The organism is Spiroplasma mirum ATCC 29335 (assembly GCF_000565195.1).
In the GTDB taxonomy this organism is placed as follows: domain Bacteria; phylum Bacillota_I; class Bacilli_A; order Mycoplasmatales; family Mycoplasmataceae; genus Spiroplasma; species Spiroplasma mirum.
This window is the reverse complement of the sequence record NZ_CP006720.1, coordinates 309,908-334,417: the sequence shown is the minus strand read 5'-3', so window position 1 is coordinate 334,417 and position 24,510 is coordinate 309,908. Positions and strand designations below refer to the sequence as shown.

The following is a 24,510-nucleotide window of genomic DNA, read 5'->3' as shown; positions in this document are numbered from 1 at the left end:
TCTTGATCAACAACACCAGTAAACTCCATTAGTATTAATTGTAAATTTATCACTATTTAATAATGGAATAATGGGTCTAACATTATCTTTTCAGCAATAATATCTAAGATACTAGCAAATTGTTTTCCATAACGAGCAGAAGGTTCAAAATTAGGATTATTCGGAATAATTTCAATTGGAATAAAATTAAGTGGCAATATTTCTTCTCTTTGTAATGTTGTATAGTTATTTCATTTAACATCATCAATATATAAATCAGTAATAGTACTGTATAATCGTGTTTTTAACTTTCTAATAACTTTTACTTGTTTAGTTACATAATCAATTTCTAATTTTTCAGTAATAAAAACACTTTGGTTATTTTTAAGATAAGGGTCATAATCAAAAGTACAAGATACTAAATTACCTAATTTATCATATTGGTCATTGTAAAAATCAATGGTAATAAAATTAAGTTTTGAATTATTAGCAAAAATAAAGTATGCACCTTTGCCATTTTTATTGATTTTATATTCGTTATATCAATTCTTATTAGTAAAATCTTGTATTTTTAAAAAGTTATTAATTAATTTAGTATCTATTTTTTGATTAGTAAGTAGATTTTTGTTTCATCTTTTTTAATAACATCTTCAATGCTATCTCTGTTTTGTTCTTTTTTGTGGGTTTTAATAAATCTAATTGTTTCAATAATCAAAACTATAATTCCAGCGCCAATAAGCATTGCTGAAACAATAACATATGCTGGTCAAGAAATACCTAATGTTTTTTCTCCTATAAAACATATAATAATTCCTGATATAAAAAACAATGATGAAACCCCAAATATTTTCAAATTAATACAAATTTTCTTTAATAACAAGTCTTTAAATGTTTCAAATTTTAATTTTGAAAATGGATAATTTAAATATGAATTAATCATATTTTGGGCTCTTAAAGCAAATGTTTTAAATCATAATTCGACATTACCTTTAAAGAACACTTATTATAGCGAACGGGAACTTGTGTAATTTTACCTGTCATTGGATTAAAATTATTATAATTTTCCAAAGTAACATTTTGTCATAATTCATTTAACATTTAATCATCTCCTTATCATTTATTTCTTTTTGATTTGATTTTATTTAAGATAAACTTTTTGCTTGCTACTTGATAGTGTTTTTATTTTAATTGTTTTGCTTAAATTTTGTTTTATTCTAAATTGTTTGTATGTTTGAAATGCTAAGCTACCGCCCAATAAACTAGCAATAGTATTATCTTCTAGCGTATTTAACAATTTATTTTTATTAAAGTTATTTTTAAATTGTTCTTACAACTTTAATACCTTAGCAATTGTCAGATATATTTTAAAACTATCTTTTACTACTTGTTGATAAGCAAGTGGAACAAAAGAAACTAAATTAAACAAACTTGTTTTTTTTAAAACCTCATCCAATAAACCAATCGCTGTTCATATAGAATTTAAAAGGTTCAGGAACCAAAACAAACTGTTCTGCTTTGATTAAAGTTGTCATCACAACAATTGGGACATATTTTGGGTTTTTATAATATATTGTTAAAGCAACTTCACTTGCAACCGATAAAGGAACAATTTTAACTGCTAAAAAACAACAGAGTCATAAGCAGCAAAAGGTAATAATTGGCTTTTTTGAATAGCCTTAGTTTCAAATTTAGATAATATTTTTTTAGTTTTATAGGTAATTTTACTAATTACTTTTTGTTTAATTGTAATTATTTGTTTTTCAATTGGGGCTAATAATTTTTTATTTACTTTTTAAATATAAAAATTTGGGTTCAAATAATTTAAGACTTTATTCAATTTAATTGGTGTTTGATGCAAGATATTTAATAATTTATTATGATATATTTTACTGCCACGTATTAAATTATCATTTAATAGAAGGTTTTTACCAACACCTTTTTTATGAAGATTATTCATAATGTCATATCATTCATTAGTACTAATTTTGCTTATTTTATCAATATTTAATCCATACTCAGATAGTCATTTATTAGCATTTTTTTTCATTTATGCGTGGTATTTTTTGAACTAATTTAGGACTTATTTTTTGAAGGTTTTTTTTATAATTTTTAATAAATTATTAATTGTGTTTATTTTAGAAACCTTAAAACCTTTATAAAATCAGTTCGGGCTAATTTTCCAATTGTATATAATAAAGTTTCATTATTAACCTGCTTTGTAAAATCAAATATTAATTTATCAAATAAAATTTTTTTACCTGCACCTGCAACTTGTTTTACAACATCTTCTAAGTTATTAGCTGTTATTACTCCTAATTTTTCAAGTAATTTAGTATCTTTTGCTAATTTTAAAATTTTAGTTGTTCGTGCAGCACGAATTAATTTACCAACGCCACCGATTGCTGGTAATAAATTCAAGGCAGTACTTTTTGCGGTTACTTTTAAAGTTAAACTATCATATATTTGATTTACGGTAAAATCAGTTGCCGTTTCTACTCCAAACGATATAAGTGCTGCAGCAAAATTAGATAATCCTGCTCCTAAACCAATAGCAGAAGCAATCCCGCCAGTTAAAACTGACAATCCAAGAGCTAAAACTTGAATTCCTAAAAATTCTAATAATTGTAAACAAAAACTTTTTTGTTGTTGCTGAATTGACAATCTTGTTGGTATTTTTTTAATAGCATAGATCAGAGCAGTTTTGCTTGTTCCAATTGGCATAATTTATCAACGAAAAAGTACTATTTTTTAGTAATATTAAGAATTTTTAATTACTACATTAATCGGGTTTGTTTGACCAGTAGCGTTGTTTTTACGTTCAATTTGAACTGCAACAGTTTTATTGTTTGTAATATTAATTGGTCAATCCTCACCCTTACTTTCAATAAAGTAATCATAATCACTTTCAGTTAAAGAACTATCTACTGCTTTAACCGCTTTTAAAATAACATTTTTAAATTGTGGTTTTAATTGTTCTGCTGTTGTTTGTGTTGGGTTTACAACATGAATAGTTGGTTTATCTAATTTATTAATTTTGCTAATATTAATTTTAGCAACAATATGTTTAATAATCCCTTTCAATTCAACTACCGCTCCACCTAAATATAAAACTCTTTCCATAATCAACGTATTACTCATCCCAGTACCTAACGCAGCAGCACTAACCCTTAAAGGAGTATGGTCTTTTTTTCGTAAAATAAGAGGGTCATATTTTTTACTAAATTTAAAGGCAATTGCATTAACACTATCAGGTAACAAACTAATTGTTCCTTCTGAACCATCTTTATTAATAATTGGTAATTTTTTTGGAACCATATAGCATGTTGTTCCTTCAACAGTTTTCATTGCTCCACTTGTTGCAATTACGCTATTTATTTGGTCGTTTGCTCCAAGTTGTAAATATAATTTATTACGAATTCCACGAATAAAATCAGCAGAACCCAATATAACTGTTTCTGATGTGTCATCTACTTTTTTACCTTGAATAGTTGTAACTATTCCTTTATTAATAATTTCTAAAATTTTATTGCGTTTATAAGCAACTTCTGTATCCATTGCTTGCTCAATATCGGCAGCCCAAAGATTGGGATTAAAATCACTTTTTATGGGGTCTAATTTACGAGCAAAAGTTAAAATTGTATCTAATTCAACAACACCATCTTCTAATTTCACTGTTAAGTATTTTAATAAATTATCATCAGTATTAAATACTTGTCCATCTTTTCCTAAACCCTCATTGTATTTAATATTTTTCTTTCTTTTATATGTTAAACCAAATTTATTAGCTTCTTTTCAAGCAAATAATGCTTCTTAACTAAATTTTTGTTGATAAGTTTGTAAATATCATTGGTCAACAAATGCTTCACGCTCTTTTTGTGTAGCTTGGTTAGCAATATCACCAAATATTCTTTGTGGGTTTTGTGTCATAATTTACTTCCTTCTTTCTATTTATTAAATACATTGTCTGTATCTAAAATATTGTTTTCTTTGTTTTCTGTTTTTGGTACACCACCGGTATTAACGGTTTGTACCTTAATTAATTCATCATAAACACTTTGTAAGTGTGTTTTAATAACTTCAATGTCATCATTAATATCATAAGATTTTAGTAAGACATTTTTAAATTCTTTATTATCAGTTAAAGAATTATTAAAATTATTAATTTCAATTTGTTTTAATTGCAGTGTTTGTTATTCTAATTGTGAAATTAATTCAGTGTTTTTGATTTGTAGGTCGTTGATTTGTTGATTGCTATTTTCTAAATTACTTGCATTAAATTCATTAATTTCTTCAGAATTTTCTAAAATAATTTCTGCTGTTTTAATATCAAAACTATCATCTTCGTTTTTAATTGGTTTATTGTTTTCATCAATAAGAATATATTTTACATTTTTTACCATTTTTTCAATTCCTTCCTTATTCTTTAATATTTGTATTTGTTCTTTTTCTAATCGCTTTTTAAATAATTTCAAAACTATCAACTCGAAAAGATAAAAAGTAACGCTTATTTTTTAAGTTTAATTGATTAAATACTAAGCCTTTAATTTTTATCTCATCATCTTTTCTTAATTTTAAAAACTCAGTTAAAACATATAGGTTATATATTGATAATGTTGAATAATTTAATCCTTCTCACTGACATTTCGGAGAACAAACATCAACTTCAACACCATCAGCAACAAGCGCTTTAATTTTAGTTTTAATCGGATTTTCATGCAGTCTAACAGTTAATTCTAATTTATTAACTCTTTTATTTTTTATTTTAGGTTTATTAGTTAGTAATTTTTTGGGTAGATTGCTTTTTGTTTGTGCCATTTTTATCAACTCCTTTTGTTAAAAAATATTGTAGGTGTTTTCAAGCATCTAATTCATGTTCTGTCATTTTAATATTTCCTTTATAAAGATAGTTTTTCTTAACAACAGGTGATTGTAAAACATATTTTAAATTAAATAGATATTTGCATAAAACTTTTAAACCACCAATAAATTTAGGAGTAGATAATGGGTTTGTTATTTTTAATCCCTTATGAAGTTGATAATCTTCAATTATTACAATAACTTTATTTAAATAAGAACAGGTTTGATTTTTAAATTTGTTCAATATTAAGTAAATATTATTTATTGCTTCTTCTTCAGAGTTAAAATGAAAAGTAATATTATTAATTATTTTCTTTTGCAAAACATTATAAATAATAATCCCAGTTTGTCCAACTCCGGCAGGATCAATTGCAATAATATATTTTAAATTATTTGTTTTATTTTTTTCCCAATTTGTAATATCTTTCAACCCTCGGCAGCCAAATCTAAAATATCATTAATTTTATAATGTTGCATGTATCAATTAATAACATTTCATTTATTTTTAAATAAATTTAAATACATTTTTGCTCATTCTAAACATTGTAAATCATAATGATTTTTGTGATGCGAAATACGACAATCAATTGGTTGACAATTAACTCAATCAAACGAAGTTGTTATTTCATTTCAAGTTTTATTAATATATTTACTTTTATATTCTTGCATAATATTTTATTCCTTTCTTTTATTTTTTAAATAAACAGAAAATTCCTTTGTTGGTTAATATTTATATTTAGTAAGAATATTTATATTTTGATTTAATTAGTTAATTAGCTATCCACCTCACTTCGGTCGTGGGTGGTGGCGATCATAAAACTTTATATTTAAAGAGAGTTTATCTTCCACGGAAATAAAACAAGTTTACCCAGTTATTAATTACGCTTCATCCATCCCTACATAACTTTATATAAAGAAAATAACCTTTTGGAGTTCCAACCCTCTTGTTTTTTTAGTGTCCGATATTGTTTTTTTCGGTTTAACAGCACTCTTTTTATGAAAACAAGCAAAAAAACAAGCGCTCTGACATTTCGCAAGGGATTAATCTTGCCGAGAATTAAAGAAATAAATAGGAGTAATAAATCCATTCGCTTTCACACTTTCTTTAAAGCTTCGTGCCATAGATGAGTTATCCATCTTTAGCATCAAAATATTAAGTTTTAAGTGCTGCATTATTCATCGGATAATATCTTTATTGAAAGGATTTATAAAAATATCGTTTATTTTGTATAGGGAAAACAGAATTTAATCTGTTTTTATGATAAAAGTTCTAAATTTAAAGATACTATCTGATGAATAATGCAAATAAATTTGTGTTTTTTAATATAAAAATAAAAAAAACAATCTCACAAGAGTTGTTTTTTGCCGGTTCATCGTATCGTACAGAACGCCTAATTAAATCATAAGCGAACTTAAGTTCACAACTACCTCGGGTAATTATGATCCCCGAAATAATACTTTTAATAATATTTTTACAACGATCAGGTGCAAAAGTAGTTATAGCTTGGGTGAGGGATACCAGTTGGGCAGCTAAAGCAAATTTAGAAATTTCATTGCTAAAAATTTTTGCTTTTAGAAATTCTCAGACACTATAATCTTCCCCATAATTATAAATAATATTATAAATCCCCGATGTAACCACGGAAAAATTACTCAATACTAATAATAATTTTAAAACTGTTTGCTGGTTATGCGTTAATCAATCTTTATGGTGCAATTTTCATTCAATAAATGGTCGTCCCACATAACTAAGTGCTTCTCCGGATAATAAATAAATATTAACTTTTTTTCAAACATCATATTTAACGGGAAGCGTAAAAGAAATAATAGCACTTATCATTTGTAATACTCCTGCTATTTTCGGACTTTTATTAATAATTTTAATTGTTCAGGAATTAATTCTAAAGATTCCATTATAATTACTTCCATCTTTTTTGAGATCATAACCAATTGAGCATACTTCTTGCATAACTAAGTTAAGTTTCTTCAATGGAATGTTCTTAAAATTAGATAATTTTAATGTACTCTCTTTAAGATTTTCTAATGTCTCATCGACATTCCATTCTTCAGAAATTAAGCATTTAGTAGTTTTATCAACAAGATTCATAATTTTTGCTGTTATTTTAAATCTTACTTTTAGTTAATTATTTTCTTCATTCTGTGGCATTTATATTCTCCTTTATATCTTATGAAAAAGTGCCTAACAAATATTTTTTGTTAGGCACTTTTAGTACTCTGTTAACAATAGTATTTCATACTTATTTTTAAATTTAAGTATACCCTTTATAATAAATTATTCTAAGAAAATCACAATAATTATCATTGTAAAAATAATTATTATACTTAGACAATAAAAAATTTTTAATTATTTAAATATACCCTAATAAATGTATCCTGGTCATTTTTAAGAGCTTCATAAATAAAATGATGTAAGTTTTTTATTTTATTATTAATTAAATAGTTGGCTATTTTTAGATAAAAATTTTTAATTTTATGGGGTTGATCAGGAATATTAATTAAACTATAGATCCGCAAAAATAAGGATAATAAAGCTTCTTCCCCAAAAATATTATTAATTAAATCACAGGGAACTACCCGGTTTAAAAAATAAAACATTTTTGTCTCAATTTCAATAATTTGGTAAAGATTGTTGGGATCCCAGCTTTGAACTTCTGCTAGGATTTCGTAATATTCCTTTTTATTCTTCGAAGTTAGTGCTTTGATTAACCGTGTATATTTCATATCAACTATCGAAGCTCTGATTAAAAAAATATCTTCAATTTCGGCAATCGTTAATTGGCGCACAAGATAATCCCCATTTTTAGTAATTTTTAATAAAAAACTATCAGCAATCTTATTTAAAAAGAATTTGGCTTGTACTTCCGAAAGTTGGTATGTATCAATAAGATTAAAAATGCTAATTGGTTCATTAACTTGATAAGTTTTATTAGCAATTTTCGTTAACAAATCAATGATAATTTCCTGGTCAGTTCATTTTTTCAGGGCCATGATTAGTTCCTTTCCATTAATAAAATTATTTTAAAATTTTGCCATAGTATTCTAAAAAAGCAGTTTCTCAAATATTGATAAAACTTAATAAAAAATCCCGTAAAGTTTTTTCATCTTGGTTTAAAGTTAACTCCAGCACCTTAATATAAAAATTAATTAATTGTTTACCATGCATTTGAATGTTATAAGCAATTACTTTTCGAGTATATAATCATAAGTTAAAAGCTTTTTTTAAAATATTATCTAATAATGGTGTTTTGACAATTTGGGTAATATTATTAACAACATTATCAATTACCTGCATTATTTTAGTTAAATCATTTTTTTTATAACTAAGATTTTTTAATTCTTGTAAACAACTGTTAATTTTTTCAATTACACTCGGAGTTAAACTATGCATTAATTTAATAAATCGAATTGTGGTAATCGTATAGTTTAAATATACTAACTGTTTAATTTCTGGTTCTAAATATTTCTTAATAAAATACCCTTTATTTTGATCATAGGAAATTAAATAATCATCAGTTAAAGCGGCAAAAACATTATTGACTTCTTCTTTACTAACATCATATTTAGCACAAAAAGGAATTTTATTAAGAACGGCATTGGGACGATACCGACCCGACAAAATATCTTCTAAAATGCAATTATATAAATTGCTTTCTTGTTAAGTTAGACCTCATATTTTCTCCTGTTTTTTCTATGCAAATTATGTAATATTTTCATTTATTAAGTAAAATTACAAGTAATTTTAACTCAAGGAAAATTATAGCAAAAAACAGAAAAAAACAAAAGAAAAATAATATTATTTTTTAAATAAAAAAAGAAGATAAAAATATTTTAGTTTTTTTAATAATTATTAGCTTGGCGAGCAAAATTAGTAGCATTTTTTTTGATTATATGCTGTTAACAATTCTTGTTCTGTAAAGTTTAATTTTTCGGCAATCACAAAATAACTTGTTAAAACATTAAAATAATTCGCAATACTATGGTCTTTAATAAAGTTAGTATATTCAACAAAACAATTCAAATAAATTGTTGTTAAATTAGTTTGCAAACTTAAAACATTTGGTTGGTAATTAAATTCATTAAAATCTACTTTTAAAGTATTCCCAATGCTAATTAAAAAATGAATGCCATCAATATATTCTTCAAGTAATACCGATCGTTCTGAGGGTGGTTTTAAGCTTCAATATTTAAAATCACGTTGTTCATTAATAAATTCAGCTAATTCAATTAAAAAAGCTAAAATTCGTTTTTCCAAAGTATCTCCTTCGTTAATATTATGTTTTTGATAAATATGATGATCTAATTTAGTTTGGTTAGCCGCCAAGTTAACTAGGGCGTTATTGCTTATCATATTTCAGATCCATCTTTCCTTCCTTAATTAATTTTAATAAATTTTTGGCTTCGGGATGATTATTATATTTAGTTACAACTTGGTCAGTTAATGAGGCAATAATTCGTTCGGATGCAAAGGTATCACGTGGATCATAGATTCAAGCATTGTCAAAAGCACTTGCTGCTGATTCATGCCCCATTGTTCCAATCACTATTGCATGAAAACGATTACGGCGTAATTTTAACTGGTTAATTTTTACTGTTGTTCGTTCTGATAAATCAGAAGTTAAAAGGTCACTAATCATTAACAAATCAGCATTAAAATATTCATTTTTCTCCATCACATTTAACGCATGGTTAATTGCTGGTTCAATATCCGTACTCCCACTAAAACTTTTTGATAGAAATTTAACTAAGTTCGGAATGGAATTGCGAACTGAAGAAAAATCATAGACATCTAAATTAGTTGAAAAATTTATTATATAACAAGGGCGTTTTTCCTGAAAGGCAATTTTAGCAATTGCTAAAGATAAGGCTTTGGCAATTTGTTCAGGGTTACCCCGCATCGAAGAAGAAGTATCAATACATAAAATAATCGGTCCTTTTTCTTCTGGAACTCTTGTTTTAACAATATTTAACTTAATCTTTTCGACCGGGACCTGATCTTGCGAAATAAACTCAAAAGTAGTTAATTTTCCTTCAATAAATTTTTTATAAAAAATGTATTTTAAAACAGGATCTTTTAAAAGAACTAATTCGGTCGGAAACATGTGCTCTAAATCTTTTGATTCGGTAGCCCCAACAATTTCTTCGGGAGAATTTCCGATTGGCTGTCATTCATAATCCATCACAATTTCTTCGGCTAATCTTTCTTCAATTAGCTTACTTTCTCCTTGGTAGCGCCCTAATAAAGTAGCAATTTCCATAATAGCGGGATTTTGTTTTAAAAACTCGGCAAACTTTTCAATGGCATCCATTTTTAAACTTTTTGTTAGGTTTTCTTCCGAATTTCACATTAAACCAAAAAAGTTTCAAACTGTTTTAAGTAGTTTATTAGTTTTTTGCATAATTTCAATCCGATTATAAAGTTCTTGCAAATATTTATTTCGTAATTCTTCAATTTTTGCAAAGCGATAATCCGCGATCCGTTTAATTAAAATTCCTTCCCAACTGTTAATAAAATCTTTAAATAACAATGAGGGATCATTGTCTTTTTTATTAAACTCATAACGATAAAAATTTAACCGGTCATAAAATGGTGATTTAACTTTAAACAAAAAATCTTGAGTTTTGGCATAGTTTTCTTTTAAAGCACTATAACCATTAACTTTAACCCAGTTTAATAAATAAATTTCTTTTTCCATTTCACTTGGTAAGGTAATGCTGCGAATTTCTTTTTTAATTTTTTCATCATAAAAAGCAGTAATTTGTTGATCAAAAGTATCAGCTAATCACTTATTATTTTGTTTAAACAACACAAAATGAGGATTTTGTAAATCCTGATTTTTTAGTTTAGATAAGTAAGTATTCATTTTTTTATCTAAGTGATCTTCTAAATACCCTTTCATCAACAAATTCCCCCTTTAATTAGGTGTTGATTCATCAAATTTTAGTTCTTGGCCATCAAAAGCATTATTAACTGCTAAATAATAAGCTTCTTTGAAAAAAATACATGGTTCAGCTAAGAGGCGGTGTTTTTCATCAGGAAACGCAGTTTCTAAACTATCAATTTCTTTTTCAACGGCTAAAATTTTTTGTTCAATTTCAGCGGCGTTATTATCCCCTTTTGCATTTTTAACTTCAACAGTCATGTTAGAATTTAAAGTTAAGTTTTTTAGTGTTTTATCATTTAAATAAATAACCTCTGTTTGCATAACATCATGCATATTATCTAACTCTTCCCCATAATATAATTCAACTAAGGTTGACTGCTCTTTATTATGACGAGCATCAATAAAATCTTCTACCCGAATGAAACACACCGGATATTGGGCATCTGATCAGAAAATACGGTGAAAAGTTCCCTGCACTTTACCATCAAAAATATCATAGTATTCACTTTTTTTAATAATTGATTCTTGAATATCATCATACTGACGCGCTAATTCTTCTAGTTCCTTGTCAAGACGAATTTTCTTTTGCTTAACATCAAATGTTAACGCATCTAAATAAAATTCATTAAAAATTGCTGTATATTCTTCTTCTTGCTGTTCATCATCTCAAATACAGTATGGAATCACTAATCAGTCAGGTTTATCAACCGTATCGCGACCATTATAATAAGCCGATGCTTTCATTAAATGCGCAATTTTCTTTCAGCGTCGGTCCGAAATATAATATTGCCCTTCAGTGGCAACATACATCGCTTTTCGAAAACGGTTAATAAAATCAAAAGTATCTTGTTCCATTTTAACTTGGTTAATTTCTTTCCGTCACACATTATATTCCTCATGGGTAATTTGTAAGCGCTCATCAACTTGGACATCTAAATTGGTAACTCCGGCAATCATATCATTAAAGTTTTCCTCTTCTTTTAAACCTTGAGCAATATAACGAATAATAAAACGGTCATATAAGGCTTCTAAACCTTGTCCTTCAGCTGGTAATTCATTAGAAGCAGAAATTAATAATTTCATTGGTACTTTAATATCAACCCCAGCGTTCCGAAAAATCTTTTCATTAATAATTGTTAATAAGGTGTTTTGAATTGAAGGTCCCGCTTTTCAAATTTCATCCAAGAAGACAATTTCAGCAGTTGGTAAGTACTTATCAATTAGCCGTTTATAAACTCCCCGCTGTAAATCTTCAATTGAAATTGGACCAAAAATTTCTTCGGGAGTTGAAAACCGGTTCATTAAATATTCAAAAATTGTTCCATTTTTAAAAGCATGTTTAAGACGACGGGCTACCAATGATTTCGCAATCCCGGGTTTCCCCAACAGAAAAATTGATTCCCCGCTTAGCATTGCTAACATTGCTAACTTAAAAATAACCTTTTTTTCATAAACATCTTTTTGTAATTGTTTTGTTAACTCTTCTAATCTTTGTGTTAATGTCATCCTATCTTCCCCCTACACTTCTAAACTGATTTTGCGTTTTACATCATCAGATTTTACTAATAAAATACAAGCTCCCACAATTCAAATTGAAGTAATTACCAACACGACAATCATAAAAACAGGAATTCAAGTATTAATATCTCCACTATCATTTGATGATACTTTAATACTTGATAAAACTAATAAAACAGCACAAATAATTTCTAGGAATAAGAAATATAAAATTGCTAACATAATATAAGCAATCGCTCACCCATAAACTGCCCCTGCCGTACGGCAAATTGCCATTGGAATAAAATACAATAAGCCAAATAAAACTGTAATAATTAAGAATCCATATGATAAGAAATCACGAACATAGATCTCCTTGGCAATTTCTAAGTTTGGATTAACAAAACTACCGACAGTAATCAAAATAACTTTCTGACCAATAAAATAGGCAAGAGTAATTGCTAAGATTTGAGCAAAAATAATAAATCCTCTGCCAACTTGTTCCATTGTACTATTTCAGTACATGCGTCGTTGGGAAAAATCATTATGTTGAGTTGGTGAGATATAATTAAATTTTTTTTGTTCTTGCTCTGATAATTCCGCAATTTCTTCTTCATATTTAGCACGTTGCTCGGCGTTATCAAGCAACTCTAAATCAGGAAATTTACTGCCATAAGTTGGTTTTTTATTCATCCTTATTACTCTTCCTTTCTATTGGGTTGGGTTTTGGAGAGTTATGTTAAATTCTACAAACCCATTTTCTAAATAATTACCAGTAAAGCTAATATGAATATAATAATTCCCAGCTTGTAATTGGGTGGTTGGCTGTAACCAATTATTATTTAGTTTTACTTCAATATTATAGGATATTCTACTAAGATTTCAATTATTTTGGTTAAAATAATTTATAATCTTGGTTTGGTACTTATCCTGTAATGTTTTAACTGTCGTAGGTGGACTGGCTATTAAATTAATTTCGTTGGCATTAACCACAATCGCCGTTCTTATTTTGTCCAAACTTTTGTGGGGAACATTAATTTCTTTTTGAATGCTACCATAGAAGGGATTGTCTCCACTATTATCAGCAATAATTGTTAAAGTATATACTCCGCCGACCATTTTCTCGTTCGGATTTGCCACCCGACCATTTGGTTCATATAAGATAAAATTAAACTTATTAATAATTCTTTGGTCTAAATTTAATCCACTAAGTCCTTTGCGTAATTGTTCTTGGGCTTGGGCAATAATATCATTACCATGATCATTCATAGTATAAGCTCTTAAATTAATTTGATTCCCTAAATAACTTTCCAAATTCGCCTTTGTAACTGTCACATCAATTGTGGTAGCTCCGCTAATTAAATTATCACCACGACCTCCACCATTGATGTGAATTGCCCGATGACCAGGAATTAAGTGATTTTGATCACCAGGGTTAAGACCCAGAATTGTAAAATCTCTTGTTTCCAATTCTAGTCCATTATTCTGAGCGGTTCGGATAATATTTTCTTGGATTCGCTTGTATAAATCAGCATTAGTTTCCATTGTTGACATTGAAAGGACTGGTAAAAATAAATCAGTAAAATTAGCTTTAACAACTTGGATGTTTGAGAAAGTAGTTATTCCTTGAAAATTTAATGAAGAACCTAAGGCACGTACTTTGACACTATAGGCTCCTACTTTTAAATTGCTGCCATTATTACGACCATTCGGCGGAGTGATTTCAAAATTAAAATCATTTAAAATTGGTAAGTTAACCGGGTATTCTCCTTTAGCTCCGTGAGGAAAGGCACGGGCTCACTCCACAGTGGTGTTTAAAAAGGTACTTTTAATTTTATTTTCAAAACTATATTGACTAGTTAAAGTTGAAAAATGTTCATGACTAATTTTATCCTTAACTTTGTCCATAATTCATTGAGTATTTAAATCATTTTTATCAACGCCACGGGGATCTTGCACAACTTTTGATGGTAAGGTAAATGCCGTTTTAATATCTTTTGTTTGCGTTTTAGCATCATTTAATCAAAAAGTAGCTTTGACATTAACTTTGGGTAATGTAAAGACACGATCTTGATAAACTTTATTAACATTACCCTGTTCTTGCCCGTTAACTGGAGGATTTAAGGAATTAGTTGTTCCCCTAATTTCGCCGGTTCCATTTGTTGAAATTGTTAATTCTTTTAAATTAACATCCCGCGGAGCATTCGGATCATTTAAATTATTTCATAAATATCTGGTTAAGTTATTTTTAACCGTTGGAATTAACTGAGTTAAGTGCAAATCAAGATCAGCGTTGGCATCATCATATTGAATATTATCAACAACCGCTTGAAAATCATTAAGATACTGGTAACTATCTAAATTAAGGGCACGATTTGTATAAGTTTGCTGGTTATAGTATAAATCTGTGGGAATTCTCTTTGTATCTAAAAAGGCAATTTGCACTTGGTTATGAAAAATTTGGTGCTCAGAATTTCAAATCTGCATATTATCACTTTCAATCCCTAAGTCTTTAATATAACCCTGATAACTATTAACTTTATCGGCTCCAATTGGCAACACAAAATTATCTTGGGGATTTGGTTTAACGGGAGTCTTATCATATAAAGTAAAACCACCATTGCCCCCAACATTTGAAAAAATTGGCATTTGAACATTTAAGGTATTAAAAATTTTCGCAATTGTTTCATAACCCGCCTGGTGGTTATTGAATAAACTAGCTCCTAACTGGTCAAAACTATTAATTTTACGACTATCATATAAAACATTGACAGAAAAATCATCAGCTGAAACTCCCGACGCTTTAATTGGGGCAAATGGTTTATCATTAATACCTGTAATTTCTTGGTTAACAATAATATTTTGGTCGTGATCATCATTATTTAAACAATAATACTGTTTTAATAACTTACTTAAAAGTTGTTCATTAGTAGTATTCAAATCTAAATTAGTATCTTGAATAAACTTTTGAATTTCAGAATTATTTGCTAAATTTAGCAACTGCGCAATGGTAATTAAATGGGGGATTTCATATCAATAATCAACCCGTTTTTTTAAATCAATATAATTATTAGCGCCATCGCTCGCCATAAGTTCCAAGGCAAAGCGCATTTTGTAACTAAACATCCCTTTGTTGGCGACGCTAGTATCTAAATACATTAAACCATATTTATCATCTCCGCCATTATAAGGATAACTTAACACGCGGGGTAATAAGGTTAATTTCATCTGGGAACCTTTATAAATAATGTTGGTTCCTGATAATTTGGCCCCGGTTTCCTCTAGTAGTTCTTCTACTTTTGTTAAGTCGGCACTAATTCAATCACTAGCTTGGAAGACATTTCGAATTAAATCGGTATCTTTACTATTGGCATAATTATCAATACTTGGTTTTTCTGATAAAGTAAAATGAACATAAGTATTAAGATTTTCGGGTTGTGCTAAATCTTTGGATAATAACCCATTAATATAATTTGTAATTTTATCTCCTAGCGGAATAGCATCCTGTCACGGGTCAGTTTCGTTATATGAAGAGGGCGCTACAAAAACATAGATCATTCCCACCATCCCTAAGGCGATCGCAACTGAACAAATAACGGCAAAAATTTTTAAATTAGTTTTTTTATTAATTTGTCGGGTTTTATGTTTAATTGGTGGGGATAATACCTGTTCATTATCCTTAAAATTATCACTCATATAATTCACCTCCTCGTGTTTTTTTATTGATTGATATTATTCCTGATTATCAACATCAACCATGGCCGCTTCATTGACAACTGTTTCTTGGTTTAAAATATGGTCATTAGGATGGAGATTTTGCAATTTTAACTTTTCCTGTTCATATTTATAAGTTTCTTGTTCTATTAAAGTTAAGCGTTCTTGTTCTAATCTTTTTAACTTCTCATCATTTGCCCGGTAACTTTTTTCATCTTGTAAATACTCTACCACTTTTCGCAATTTTCATTGTTTGCCAACTTCTCGTCATAATAAAGCATAACAAATGATAATTACCACTGGACAAATAATAAACCCGATTAAGGCAATAATTAAATAATTATTATTATAATTATACTGGGTTCAAAAATAAAAAATCACCACAATGCCAAAAAGATAATAAAATAAGGTAAAAACAGTGGAATTAATAATTCATGGTTTAAAGCTTGTTGCCCGGCGTAGTCGTAAGTACGGTATCCCAATGAAAGCAAAAAAGAATAAACTAATGATTAAACCAATAACTCCCGCAATAATGTATTGTGTTTCAAAGGCTTTGTGCGTAATTAGTCCCGTAATATTCTTAATATAATTAAAACTCATTGAACAACCAGCAGCTAAGAAAAAGCCTATAAACATTCCAAGCACCGAAAATCCCAAAATTAAAAGACGAGTCGCAACTTCAATGCGCGTATTTCATTGTAACGCTAGTTCTTCGCGTTTAGTGCTTACTTTTCCAATCATTTTTTGACCCCCCTTTCCGTAACTCGTTATTAACGAGTACGAATTGTTCAAATTTGTTGGGCAACATTATTTTCTAATTCACGATAATAATGTTTTAAATTAACACTAACAATAATAGTTCCCAACAGAAAGATTACTAACGAAACCCCACCTAAAATGGTGGCTTTTCAATTAACTGGATTAGCAATAAATAATGAATAAACAACTGCCAGACCAATTATTCCCAGACCATTCACAGTACCAATAATTGCCACAACAACTAACCAAATCCGCATTGTTTTAATTGTTCGGCACACTAAAATAGGTACTACAATAATAATAGTTATTGATAGCCATAAAAATAATAAACTAATAATGGCAATCTGAAGATATGGTTTTACCAAATCAAGGTTTGAACCAACAATTCCCACCATTTTCGACCCAATAATTGACAAAATAACACTCGTTGCTGTTTGGGCTAATGGATAAATAAATAATGCCACCGTTATAACCATCATTAGCGAACCAACAAGAATTGCAATCCGCCCAAAGCTTTCCACTGAATCTTTAAAATAATAGCGAAATGCTCCTAAATCATAATTATAAGCATGATGCTTAAACTGCATACGTTGTTTTAATTCATAACTTCCTAAATTTCTGATAACTTTTTCACTAACGGTACGGTCCAATTTTTTAAGACTCTCGGGGCGATCATCTTCCACAAATTTTAATTCACGCACGGGAGGTGTTTCTTCCGTGGAATTATTGGATAATAATTTTTCTTCCGTGTTAACCATTAACCCACCTCCTTATTGTTCAGGATTAATAACTGCTTTAAACTGCTCACTGGCCACAATTGCTTTACGTAATTTGCTTTTTTTATGAATCGCAGCGCTTCATAACAGCACACTACCCATAAAGATTAATAAACAACAAAGAGCGGCTAAAATAACCCCGGGAAAATTTAACCGAACGGGAATGTACAAATAAGAAATAATGCTTAATCCTAACATTACTAGTCCAAATAAAAAACCTAGTGAATTTAATAAGATTCCTGTTAGTTTTACTAACCGAATATTACGGACAATTAAAATTGGAATTACAAAAACTAAACTAAAAATAACACCTCCCAAGGCAATAACCACAGTCATTCCGCGAAAAACACCATCAGCCACCCCAAATTGGTTAAAAGCGGCGGGAATTGGCAACTGGGTTGTTGCAATCATTGCTAAAGAAGCAGAAACGATAATAATAACACCCATCATTAATCCTTGGGAAATTAAAATAAATAACCGCCCAAAAATTTCAGCGAGACTGCTAAAATACATCCGCGTAAGATGTAAATCTTCCGGAATCGGAACTGGTTGGTTAACTGGTTCTGTACTCGCTAAAAAATATGGCTGTTGTTGATTATCATCGCCAACCATTGTTTCTTGTAAATTTAGTTCTTGATTTTCACTAATTTTGTCCATTAATCTCACCCATTGTATTATGCCCTATCTGCCAATTTACCTAATTCATATTTTGATTATAGCATTTTTTAATTAAAAAAAGGCAAATTTTAACTTTTTTTCCAAAATAAGAAGAGGGCTCCCTCTTCTTATGGACAATGATTAATATCATAAATAATTTTAATCTTAATAATAACTGTTCCCTCATATAATCCATTATATTTTGGAATAATGTTATCTAAGGTAATATCTGAAACTGGGTTATCAACTGTTGGTAACACTACCCGACTCACAACTTCATCATCTCAGTAATTATAGTTTGAAGTTGGTAATAACAGATTTGGGTATTTTTTCTGCAATTCGTAATTGTAAGTAATTGCATTATGCCAAATTGTTATCATTAAGTTGCGAATATATTCTTTTGGATTTTGAATATTTAAATTATCTAAGTAGAATACTAATGGCCTATTCGCTGTTGCATCAATTGAATCACCACTAGGATTCATTGGAATTCTATTACTATCATATTTTAAAGTAATCTGAACGGTAATTTCTCCCGCATAGATATTTTGGTCTTTTAATTTGAATTTTAATTCCAATGGAATATTCGAATTTCCTCCCGGCGTAAAGTTTTTAATTGCGACGGCGACTTTTTGCTCATAATCACTATCTCAAGCAGATAATTTTTTTGACACTCCGTATAAAGTATACGCTTCATTATTAAATGATGAAAAACCAATAATATCATTTCAAATTCTTGTGTTTAATGTTTTAATTTGGCGATCAATCGTTGCGGGATCTTGGTTAAATTTATAATCACGCGTTGAGTAATTAATTGGAACTGATTTAGTTAATGGATTATCAATAATTCGTAACTTCCCAGTAATTGTTAAATCAGCATCTTTTCCGGTTGTTCGCGCATCGCCCCGTACTTTTATTGCATAATCTGTTCATCCTTTAGTTGCAACGGCTTGATTATAAGCAGCTTCTAATCCTGATTTATCAATAGTGCTATTCCCTTTACTATCCACATAATCTGTTAATTTGGTTGAAATTTCTCCCCCAAATTTTCCCACTGCATAATATCAGGTTGAAACAAATATTGAATTAACAGTTGGTTTGGAAGTAGATGATAATAAGATTGGACCAGTATTAATTGTCTTGACCACCCCATCATTCATAATGATGGCATAAATAGTCGTGTCGCCTTTAAAGACATGGTTCGTATTGTTATTTTTAGCAACTAACGTAATTGCATGTTTTGTCCCAATATTTGGTCAATTATTTCTAATTACCGAATCTCATCCACTTAGATCAAAATCTTTCATTGCGGGAGTTACTGGTAAACCAGCAATTGCCATTGCATCACTTCAAACTTTTGCTTTATCAACTTGATAGCGATCTTTTTCATAAACAATAATTGGAACCGCTAAACTAATATCTTTTGGCATTGTATAATGATCTTTGGTTAGATTTCCTTCTACACGAAGATAATGGTTAACACTTTCATCTTTCGGAGTTGCTAAGAACTTAAAGTTGGTGCTTTGTCCACGTCCTGGCTCTACTACACTACTAAAGTCAATGTCATAATCCTTATAAGTAGCAGAAACCCGGGGATCCGTACTAAATTCAGGACTATTTTTAACATGTTGTCAAATAAATTGGTATAAAGTATCATTATCCCCAACATCATTTTTTAGTTCTAGGGGTAAGTTAATATAGTAACTAATAATATTTAATTTAATTGTAATTGTCCCCTTATATTTTTTGATTCCACTATCAAACTTACCATTATATTTGGCAATCAATTGTTCACTTAATACTTGGTTAAACTTAGTTGGTAAAGCTAATCCCAATAAATCATAACCACTAATATCATCTGGTGTGTTAGCAGTAAACTGCGTTTTAGCTTCATCTCAAATTTCATTTTGGAGCGTTGTTAAATCATCATATTTAGTAACATCTTTTAACGTAAGTGATAGGTCAACATCTTGGCTAATATCAACGGGGCTACTATTAATAAGAGTGAAATAAATGGTAATTGAACCAGTATAACTAATTTCTGGTTTATCTTTTAAGGTAAAAACAATATAACCTGTTTCTTGATCCCCAATATTAGGAGGTAAAATGTTATTTTCCTGGTCAGTAATATCTCCCATTTGCAGATCAAGTCCTTGTTCAATTCGCCCTTCTTTTTTAGCCGCGGCTAAAATATCAGCATTAATATCTTTTGTTTCTGAAGAAACATAAACGCTATTGGTTAAAGTAAATTCAGTTGAAACATTCTTTTTGCCATCAATAATATCTGAGTGGGAATTACCACAAGCAACCAACGTTGGTACTAACGAAGTTGCTAACATGGTTGCTGTTAAGATTGCTAATAACCTTTTCATTTTCTCACCTCACTTATGTTAAAAAATGCCACTTTTAGTATATACATTATACCGTAATTAATAAAATTATACTACATAATGTAAGTTAAAACGGAAAAGAATCTGTTGAAACTGTTTTTCAACCCCACTAGGGTTTTTTAATTTTAAAATTAAATCTAATGCGGTATTTTGATAATATTTTGCGCTATCCCCACTTACTAAATCAGTGGTTCAGGCATTAAAATCATTTTTAATATGATATTGACTTAAAACATTATATTCAATATTATAATCATTGCTTAGCGAACTTTCGTATTGAACTTTGGTATAACCATTTAAAACATTATAGACTCCGGCTGTATAGTTATTAATATCTTCTACAAATTTTCAGGTGTTGTCAGTAAATCCCTTTAAAATTAAGCTCTGCAATTGGCGAGTATCACTAACTAAGCGGGGGTCAATTTTAATGACATTATTTTGATTTGATGCTAAACCATAAACCCCAGTTGTATTTCAATAGTTACTAAATAAGTAGTTTCGTTGGGCTAAATTACTAAAATCTAACATCCCCGGCGAACTTACTGTTCCTTTTAAATTAAGAATATGATGAAGTTGGGGATGATCAATTGTAATAAATTCTGAACTGCTAATAAATGGTAAATTAATTTCTAAATCTTTTGCTTCCTGAATAGTTCGTTTTTTAACATTTAAATAATCACTTGTTTCACTATTGGCATATGTTTGAAATGGAAGGATATTTCATTTAAATAACCATTGGTACTTTGGATCCACGGGATTAGTTAAAATATCAGTTTTCATCTTATCGACTAAATCAACAAACTGAATTTCCCCATTTAATAATTCCCGAATTTGACTATTAATATTATTTTCTAAAATATTTTGAATAGTTTCTCCCTCTGGTAAGAACATAAAGTAAAACTCTTCTGGTTTATTAATATCTAATGTTTTTGGTGTTAATAAATCATAAAGTGGTTTTCAATCATCAGGAACAATGTCTTTTGGTAAAACTAAATTAGGATTTTTTGTGGTTGCTAAAACATTTTTTAGAAAAACAAATAACTGGGGGACATATTTAGTATTAATTTTGATATCTTTGCCAAGCGCAGATGATGATGACTTGCTAGCTGTTAAATTAGTAGTTTTAAAATGATGGTTCGAATCATTAATAATCGCATTCATATCAAATAAATATTCATAATCATCAATAGTCGACAATGGTAAAGAGGGATTCAAGCGGTCTTGCTCAGAAACACTAGAAATGACAAAGTTACTATAAGGGTTATAATCACCAACAAATTCCTTATTATCCCCTTTATTTTCTAAATATAAATTATTAAAATATTTTTGATATTGGTCATATACTTCATCATCTAATTTTAGACCATTAGTTTCACCCTTGACAACTAATCCATTTGCTTGTTTTCCTAAAATATTTTTTTGGTTTGTTCAAACAATTGGTTTATCTTCATCTTTCTTCATACTTTCAAACATTTTAAACTGAATAAAATTAGATAAAAACCCTTCAGTTCCAATAAAAATGGTTGGCATAATAATCAAGTTTTTTTGAATTTCGCCATTATATTTAATTTTTAGATATAAGATATTATTAACTAAATTTAAATTATTTCGTTGTACATCTTTTAATGATAATTCATGTTGAGCATAGGCATCGGTATAAATTTTAAAAATGGCAATTTTATTAGGATCTTTATAAATATTTTTATACAAAAAATTGCGAGAAATATATGTTTTTGGTGCTTGGTTAAAAATATAATTATAAGCATATTCTAATCGTAAAGAAGTTGCACGAACATTAATTCGCTCAACAACTCCCGTTGTTGGGTTAGCTGGAACATTATATTCTTCAAAAGTCTTTTGCCCTTTAAAATTATCACGAAGAGGGGTATTAGTAAAATCAACTTGAAAATAATCACCCTCATTAATATCCGGTAGTTTACCGTTTGTTTTAATTCCATTATAACTTAGTATATTTTGTAAAAATTGAACACCAAAATAAGCTCCGGGAATTAGAGCACCAATATATAATGTCGCACAAAAAGAAGCAATCACTGATTTTTTACAGCTCGCAACACTAACTGTTTTTGTAATTTTATTAAGTGCCTTTCAACTTCCTGGTTTTTTTGCCATTAATTTAAACACCTTTCTAATCCTAAATAAACCCTTATTTAAGATTAATAATACCAAAAATATGATTATTAATCATATTTTTTAATATTAAATAAAACCCTTCAGACTATTTCCTATATAATCTACTTTCATTATAGCAAAATTTTGCAAAATTACAATTTAATCTTTTAATTCTCCTCTTCTACAAAAATAAGCTGCAAAATTGCAATAATTTTTTTGAGAATTGTTAGGGAAGTCCCAATATTAATCCGAAAACAATACTGGTCTTCACCATAAAAATTATCCTTTTGACAAACAATTAGTTGATGTTTTAATAATAGCGCATTAAATTCTGTTGGTGTAATTTTGGTATTTCGATAATTAATTCATACCAAAAATGATGATTCTATATTCATAATTTTTAAATTAGTTGTAACTAATGTTTTTTTAAATATTGAAAATTTTTTTTGAACATATAACAATAACTCTTTTTTTCTTTCTTTAACATCTGCACTATTATAAGCTGCTATATATGCAGAAACTGTAAAAACGTTTGGAGAAGTAAGAAAATTTTTTTCATATTGATCATCAATTTTATTTCGTAACTCGTTATTATAAGTAATTAAATATGATAATTTTAATCCCCCCTTAAATTATTAAATTAAAAGCTTTATAGGAGAATTACAAATAATAATATTATCATACAATGAACTGAACAATAATAAAGAATAAAATTGATAGTTAGTAAAAGTTAAGTCACTATGAACTTCATCGCTAATAATTAAAAGATTATATTGCGCACAAATATTAACCATTTTTGTTAATTCTTCTTTTGTTCATACTATCCCGCCGGGATTGTGGGGATTGCATAAAATAAATATTTTTGGTTGTTTTTCTTTAATAATTCTAGTAAAACTATCAAAATTAATATGATAACGATCATCAGTTAATTCTAAGAAATTTTCTAAAACTTGATGTTGATTATGTAAAATTGTTTTTCTAAATGGTCCATAAACCGGGGTTTGAACTAAAATATAATTGTTCGGATCTGTTAAACCCTGGACTAATTGGCGCAAAGCATTTACATTTCCGTGTACTAGTTTAATATTTTCTACATCAATTTTTAGATGATGTTCTGTTTGATACCAATTTTTAATTGCTGTATATAAATCATTAGAAATATAAGTATAACTATAAACACCTTTGAGAGTTCGTTCTTAAATTTCTAAACTAATTGGTACTGGTGTCGCAAAATCTAAGTCAGCAATTGATGAATTAATCACGTTTGGTCCTTGTAAATGATAATTACTATTAATATAAGTCTTATCTCATTTGCGCTCATGATTTTGCGAACAATCTACAAAAATATCAAAATTATATTTCATTATTGCTCACCACTTTTAGTTTCTTTTTTAAGCATTGTTTTTTTAGAATGCTGTTTTTTAACATATGGTAAAATTACTAATGACAAAATATTTAATGTTCATAATTGCAAATATTTTTCAATCACTGGTTTTGTTTTTAAATATTTTAATCCTAACAATAAGATTATTGAAATAGCACATTCTAGTAGGGCAAAGGCTAGTCATAACAAAATTGCAGTACCAATTAAAAAACCAATTGTTGTTAACTGAATTCCCGACATCGTAATAAAGCCTCCCCTAGCAGCCTTGTTAATTAATGTTATTTTTAGTGGATTAACTTCTATTCAAACTTCAAATGCTGCGGCAGTGTTAGGAGTTATTATTGGCATGATGTGTGTGTTTGATTTAGGTGGCCCGTTCAATAAAGTGGCGTGAACATTCTCTTTTGCCTCGTTTTCCCAAGCATTTACTGGTGGTAGGTGGTACTTTAACCAACCCAACCTTA

General features: G+C 28.7%; 25 protein-coding genes and 1 pseudogene. All 26 read right to left on the bottom strand.

What is annotated here, in order from left to right:
- Positions 1-56: 56 nt before the first annotated feature.
- Positions 57-197, bottom strand: coding sequence for a hypothetical protein (locus P344_RS06585; protein ID WP_156028511.1), 141 nt, complete (start codon positions 195-197; stop codon positions 57-59).
- Between the two features lie 380 nt (positions 198-577).
- Positions 578-919, bottom strand: coding sequence for a hypothetical protein (locus P344_RS01695; RefSeq protein WP_025317167.1), 342 nt, complete (start codon positions 917-919; stop codon positions 578-580).
- A gap of 11 nt (positions 920-930) precedes the next feature.
- Positions 931-1,077 carry a hypothetical protein gene (locus P344_RS06580; RefSeq protein ID WP_156028510.1) on the bottom strand — a complete coding sequence of 49 codons (147 nt, stop codon included), beginning with the start codon at positions 1,075-1,077 and terminating at the stop codon, positions 931-933.
- 1,032 nt (positions 1,078-2,109) lie between these two features.
- Complete coding sequence (locus tag P344_RS01685; protein WP_025317165.1) at positions 2,110-2,700, bottom strand: hypothetical protein; 591 nt, start codon at positions 2,698-2,700, stop codon at positions 2,110-2,112.
- A 36-nt stretch (positions 2,701-2,736) separates the two neighbouring features.
- Positions 2,737-3,651: a hypothetical protein gene (locus tag P344_RS01680; protein ID WP_025317164.1), complete on the bottom strand. Its 915-nt coding sequence runs from the start codon at positions 3,649-3,651 to the stop codon at positions 2,737-2,739.
- A 518-nt stretch (positions 3,652-4,169) separates the two neighbouring features.
- On the bottom strand, positions 4,170-4,379 hold the full coding sequence (locus P344_RS01675; protein WP_148552284.1) for a hypothetical protein: 210 nt from the start codon (positions 4,377-4,379) through the stop codon (positions 4,170-4,172).
- A 58-nt stretch (positions 4,380-4,437) separates the two neighbouring features.
- On the bottom strand, positions 4,438-4,794 hold the full coding sequence (locus tag P344_RS01670; protein WP_025317162.1) for a hypothetical protein: 357 nt from the start codon (positions 4,792-4,794) through the stop codon (positions 4,438-4,440).
- Positions 4,751-5,266: a hypothetical protein gene (locus P344_RS01665; protein ID WP_025317161.1), complete on the bottom strand. Its 516-nt coding sequence runs from the start codon at positions 5,264-5,266 to the stop codon at positions 4,751-4,753. The genes P344_RS01670 and P344_RS01665 overlap by 44 nt, the downstream gene beginning before the upstream one ends.
- A complete protein-coding gene (locus P344_RS01660) occupies positions 5,221-5,505 on the bottom strand; it encodes a hypothetical protein (RefSeq protein WP_025317160.1) in 285 nt (94 codons plus the stop codon). The genes P344_RS01665 and P344_RS01660 overlap by 46 nt, the downstream gene beginning before the upstream one ends.
- A gap of 616 nt (positions 5,506-6,121) precedes the next feature.
- Positions 6,122-6,943 (bottom strand): hypothetical protein, encoded by an 822-nt coding sequence (locus P344_RS01655; RefSeq protein ID WP_025317159.1) that lies wholly within the window; start codon positions 6,941-6,943, stop codon positions 6,122-6,124.
- A gap of 254 nt (positions 6,944-7,197) precedes the next feature.
- Positions 7,198-7,845, bottom strand: a complete 648-nt coding sequence (locus P344_RS01650) for a hypothetical protein (RefSeq protein WP_025317158.1) — start codon at positions 7,843-7,845, stop codon at positions 7,198-7,200.
- Positions 7,846-7,870: 25 nt separating this feature from the next.
- Positions 7,871-8,473, bottom strand: coding sequence for a helix-turn-helix domain-containing protein (locus P344_RS01645; RefSeq protein ID WP_025317157.1), 603 nt, complete (start codon positions 8,471-8,473; stop codon positions 7,871-7,873).
- Between the two features lie 249 nt (positions 8,474-8,722).
- Positions 8,723-9,205: a dUTP diphosphatase gene (locus P344_RS01640; protein ID WP_248679165.1), complete on the bottom strand. Its 483-nt coding sequence runs from the start codon at positions 9,203-9,205 to the stop codon at positions 8,723-8,725.
- Positions 9,192-10,754 (bottom strand): VWA domain-containing protein, encoded by a 1,563-nt coding sequence (locus P344_RS01635; protein ID WP_025317156.1) that lies wholly within the window; start codon positions 10,752-10,754, stop codon positions 9,192-9,194. Before P344_RS01635 ends, P344_RS01640 begins: the two co-directional genes overlap by 14 nt.
- A gap of 15 nt (positions 10,755-10,769) precedes the next feature.
- Complete coding sequence (locus P344_RS01630; RefSeq protein ID WP_025317155.1) at positions 10,770-12,245, bottom strand: AAA family ATPase; 1,476 nt, start codon at positions 12,243-12,245, stop codon at positions 10,770-10,772.
- 12 nt (positions 12,246-12,257) lie between these two features.
- A complete protein-coding gene (locus P344_RS01625; RefSeq protein ID WP_025317154.1) occupies positions 12,258-12,929 on the bottom strand; it encodes a hypothetical protein in 672 nt (223 codons plus the stop codon).
- An 18-nt stretch (positions 12,930-12,947) separates the two neighbouring features.
- Complete coding sequence (locus P344_RS01620) at positions 12,948-15,932, bottom strand: hypothetical protein (RefSeq protein WP_025317153.1); 2,985 nt, start codon at positions 15,930-15,932, stop codon at positions 12,948-12,950.
- Positions 15,933-15,968: 36 nt separating this feature from the next.
- On the bottom strand, positions 15,969-16,691 hold the full coding sequence (locus tag P344_RS01615) for a hypothetical protein (RefSeq protein WP_025317152.1): 723 nt from the start codon (positions 16,689-16,691) through the stop codon (positions 15,969-15,971).
- 29 nt (positions 16,692-16,720) lie between these two features.
- Positions 16,721-17,467, bottom strand: a complete 747-nt coding sequence (locus P344_RS01610; protein WP_025317151.1) for a hypothetical protein — start codon at positions 17,465-17,467, stop codon at positions 16,721-16,723.
- A 12-nt stretch (positions 17,468-17,479) separates the two neighbouring features.
- A complete protein-coding gene (locus P344_RS01605; RefSeq protein WP_025317150.1) occupies positions 17,480-18,142 on the bottom strand; it encodes a hypothetical protein in 663 nt (220 codons plus the stop codon).
- 128 nt (positions 18,143-18,270) lie between these two features.
- The gene (locus P344_RS01600; RefSeq protein WP_025317149.1) at positions 18,271-20,514 is read right to left on the bottom strand and encodes a hypothetical protein; all 2,244 of its coding nucleotides are present in this window, start codon (positions 20,512-20,514) and stop codon (positions 18,271-18,273) included.
- 66 nt (positions 20,515-20,580) lie between these two features.
- Entirely contained in the window at positions 20,581-22,662 is a 2,082-nt protein-coding gene (locus P344_RS01595) for a hypothetical protein (RefSeq protein ID WP_025317148.1), read from the bottom strand.
- A gap of 167 nt (positions 22,663-22,829) precedes the next feature.
- Complete coding sequence (locus P344_RS07315) at positions 22,830-23,123, bottom strand: hypothetical protein (RefSeq protein ID WP_025317147.1); 294 nt, start codon at positions 23,121-23,123, stop codon at positions 22,830-22,832.
- A 174-nt stretch (positions 23,124-23,297) separates the two neighbouring features.
- Positions 23,298-23,825: pseudogene (locus P344_RS07310) on the bottom strand (aminotransferase class I/II-fold pyridoxal phosphate-dependent enzyme); the annotation flags it as partial.
- Positions 23,826-23,858: 33 nt separating this feature from the next.
- Complete coding sequence (locus P344_RS07305; protein WP_236681409.1) at positions 23,859-24,026, bottom strand: hypothetical protein; 168 nt, start codon at positions 24,024-24,026, stop codon at positions 23,859-23,861.
- Positions 24,026-24,505, bottom strand: coding sequence for a hypothetical protein (locus P344_RS06575; protein WP_148552282.1), 480 nt, complete (start codon positions 24,503-24,505; stop codon positions 24,026-24,028). Before P344_RS06575 ends, P344_RS07305 begins: the two co-directional genes overlap by 1 nt.
- Between the last annotated feature and the right edge of the window lie 5 nt (positions 24,506-24,510).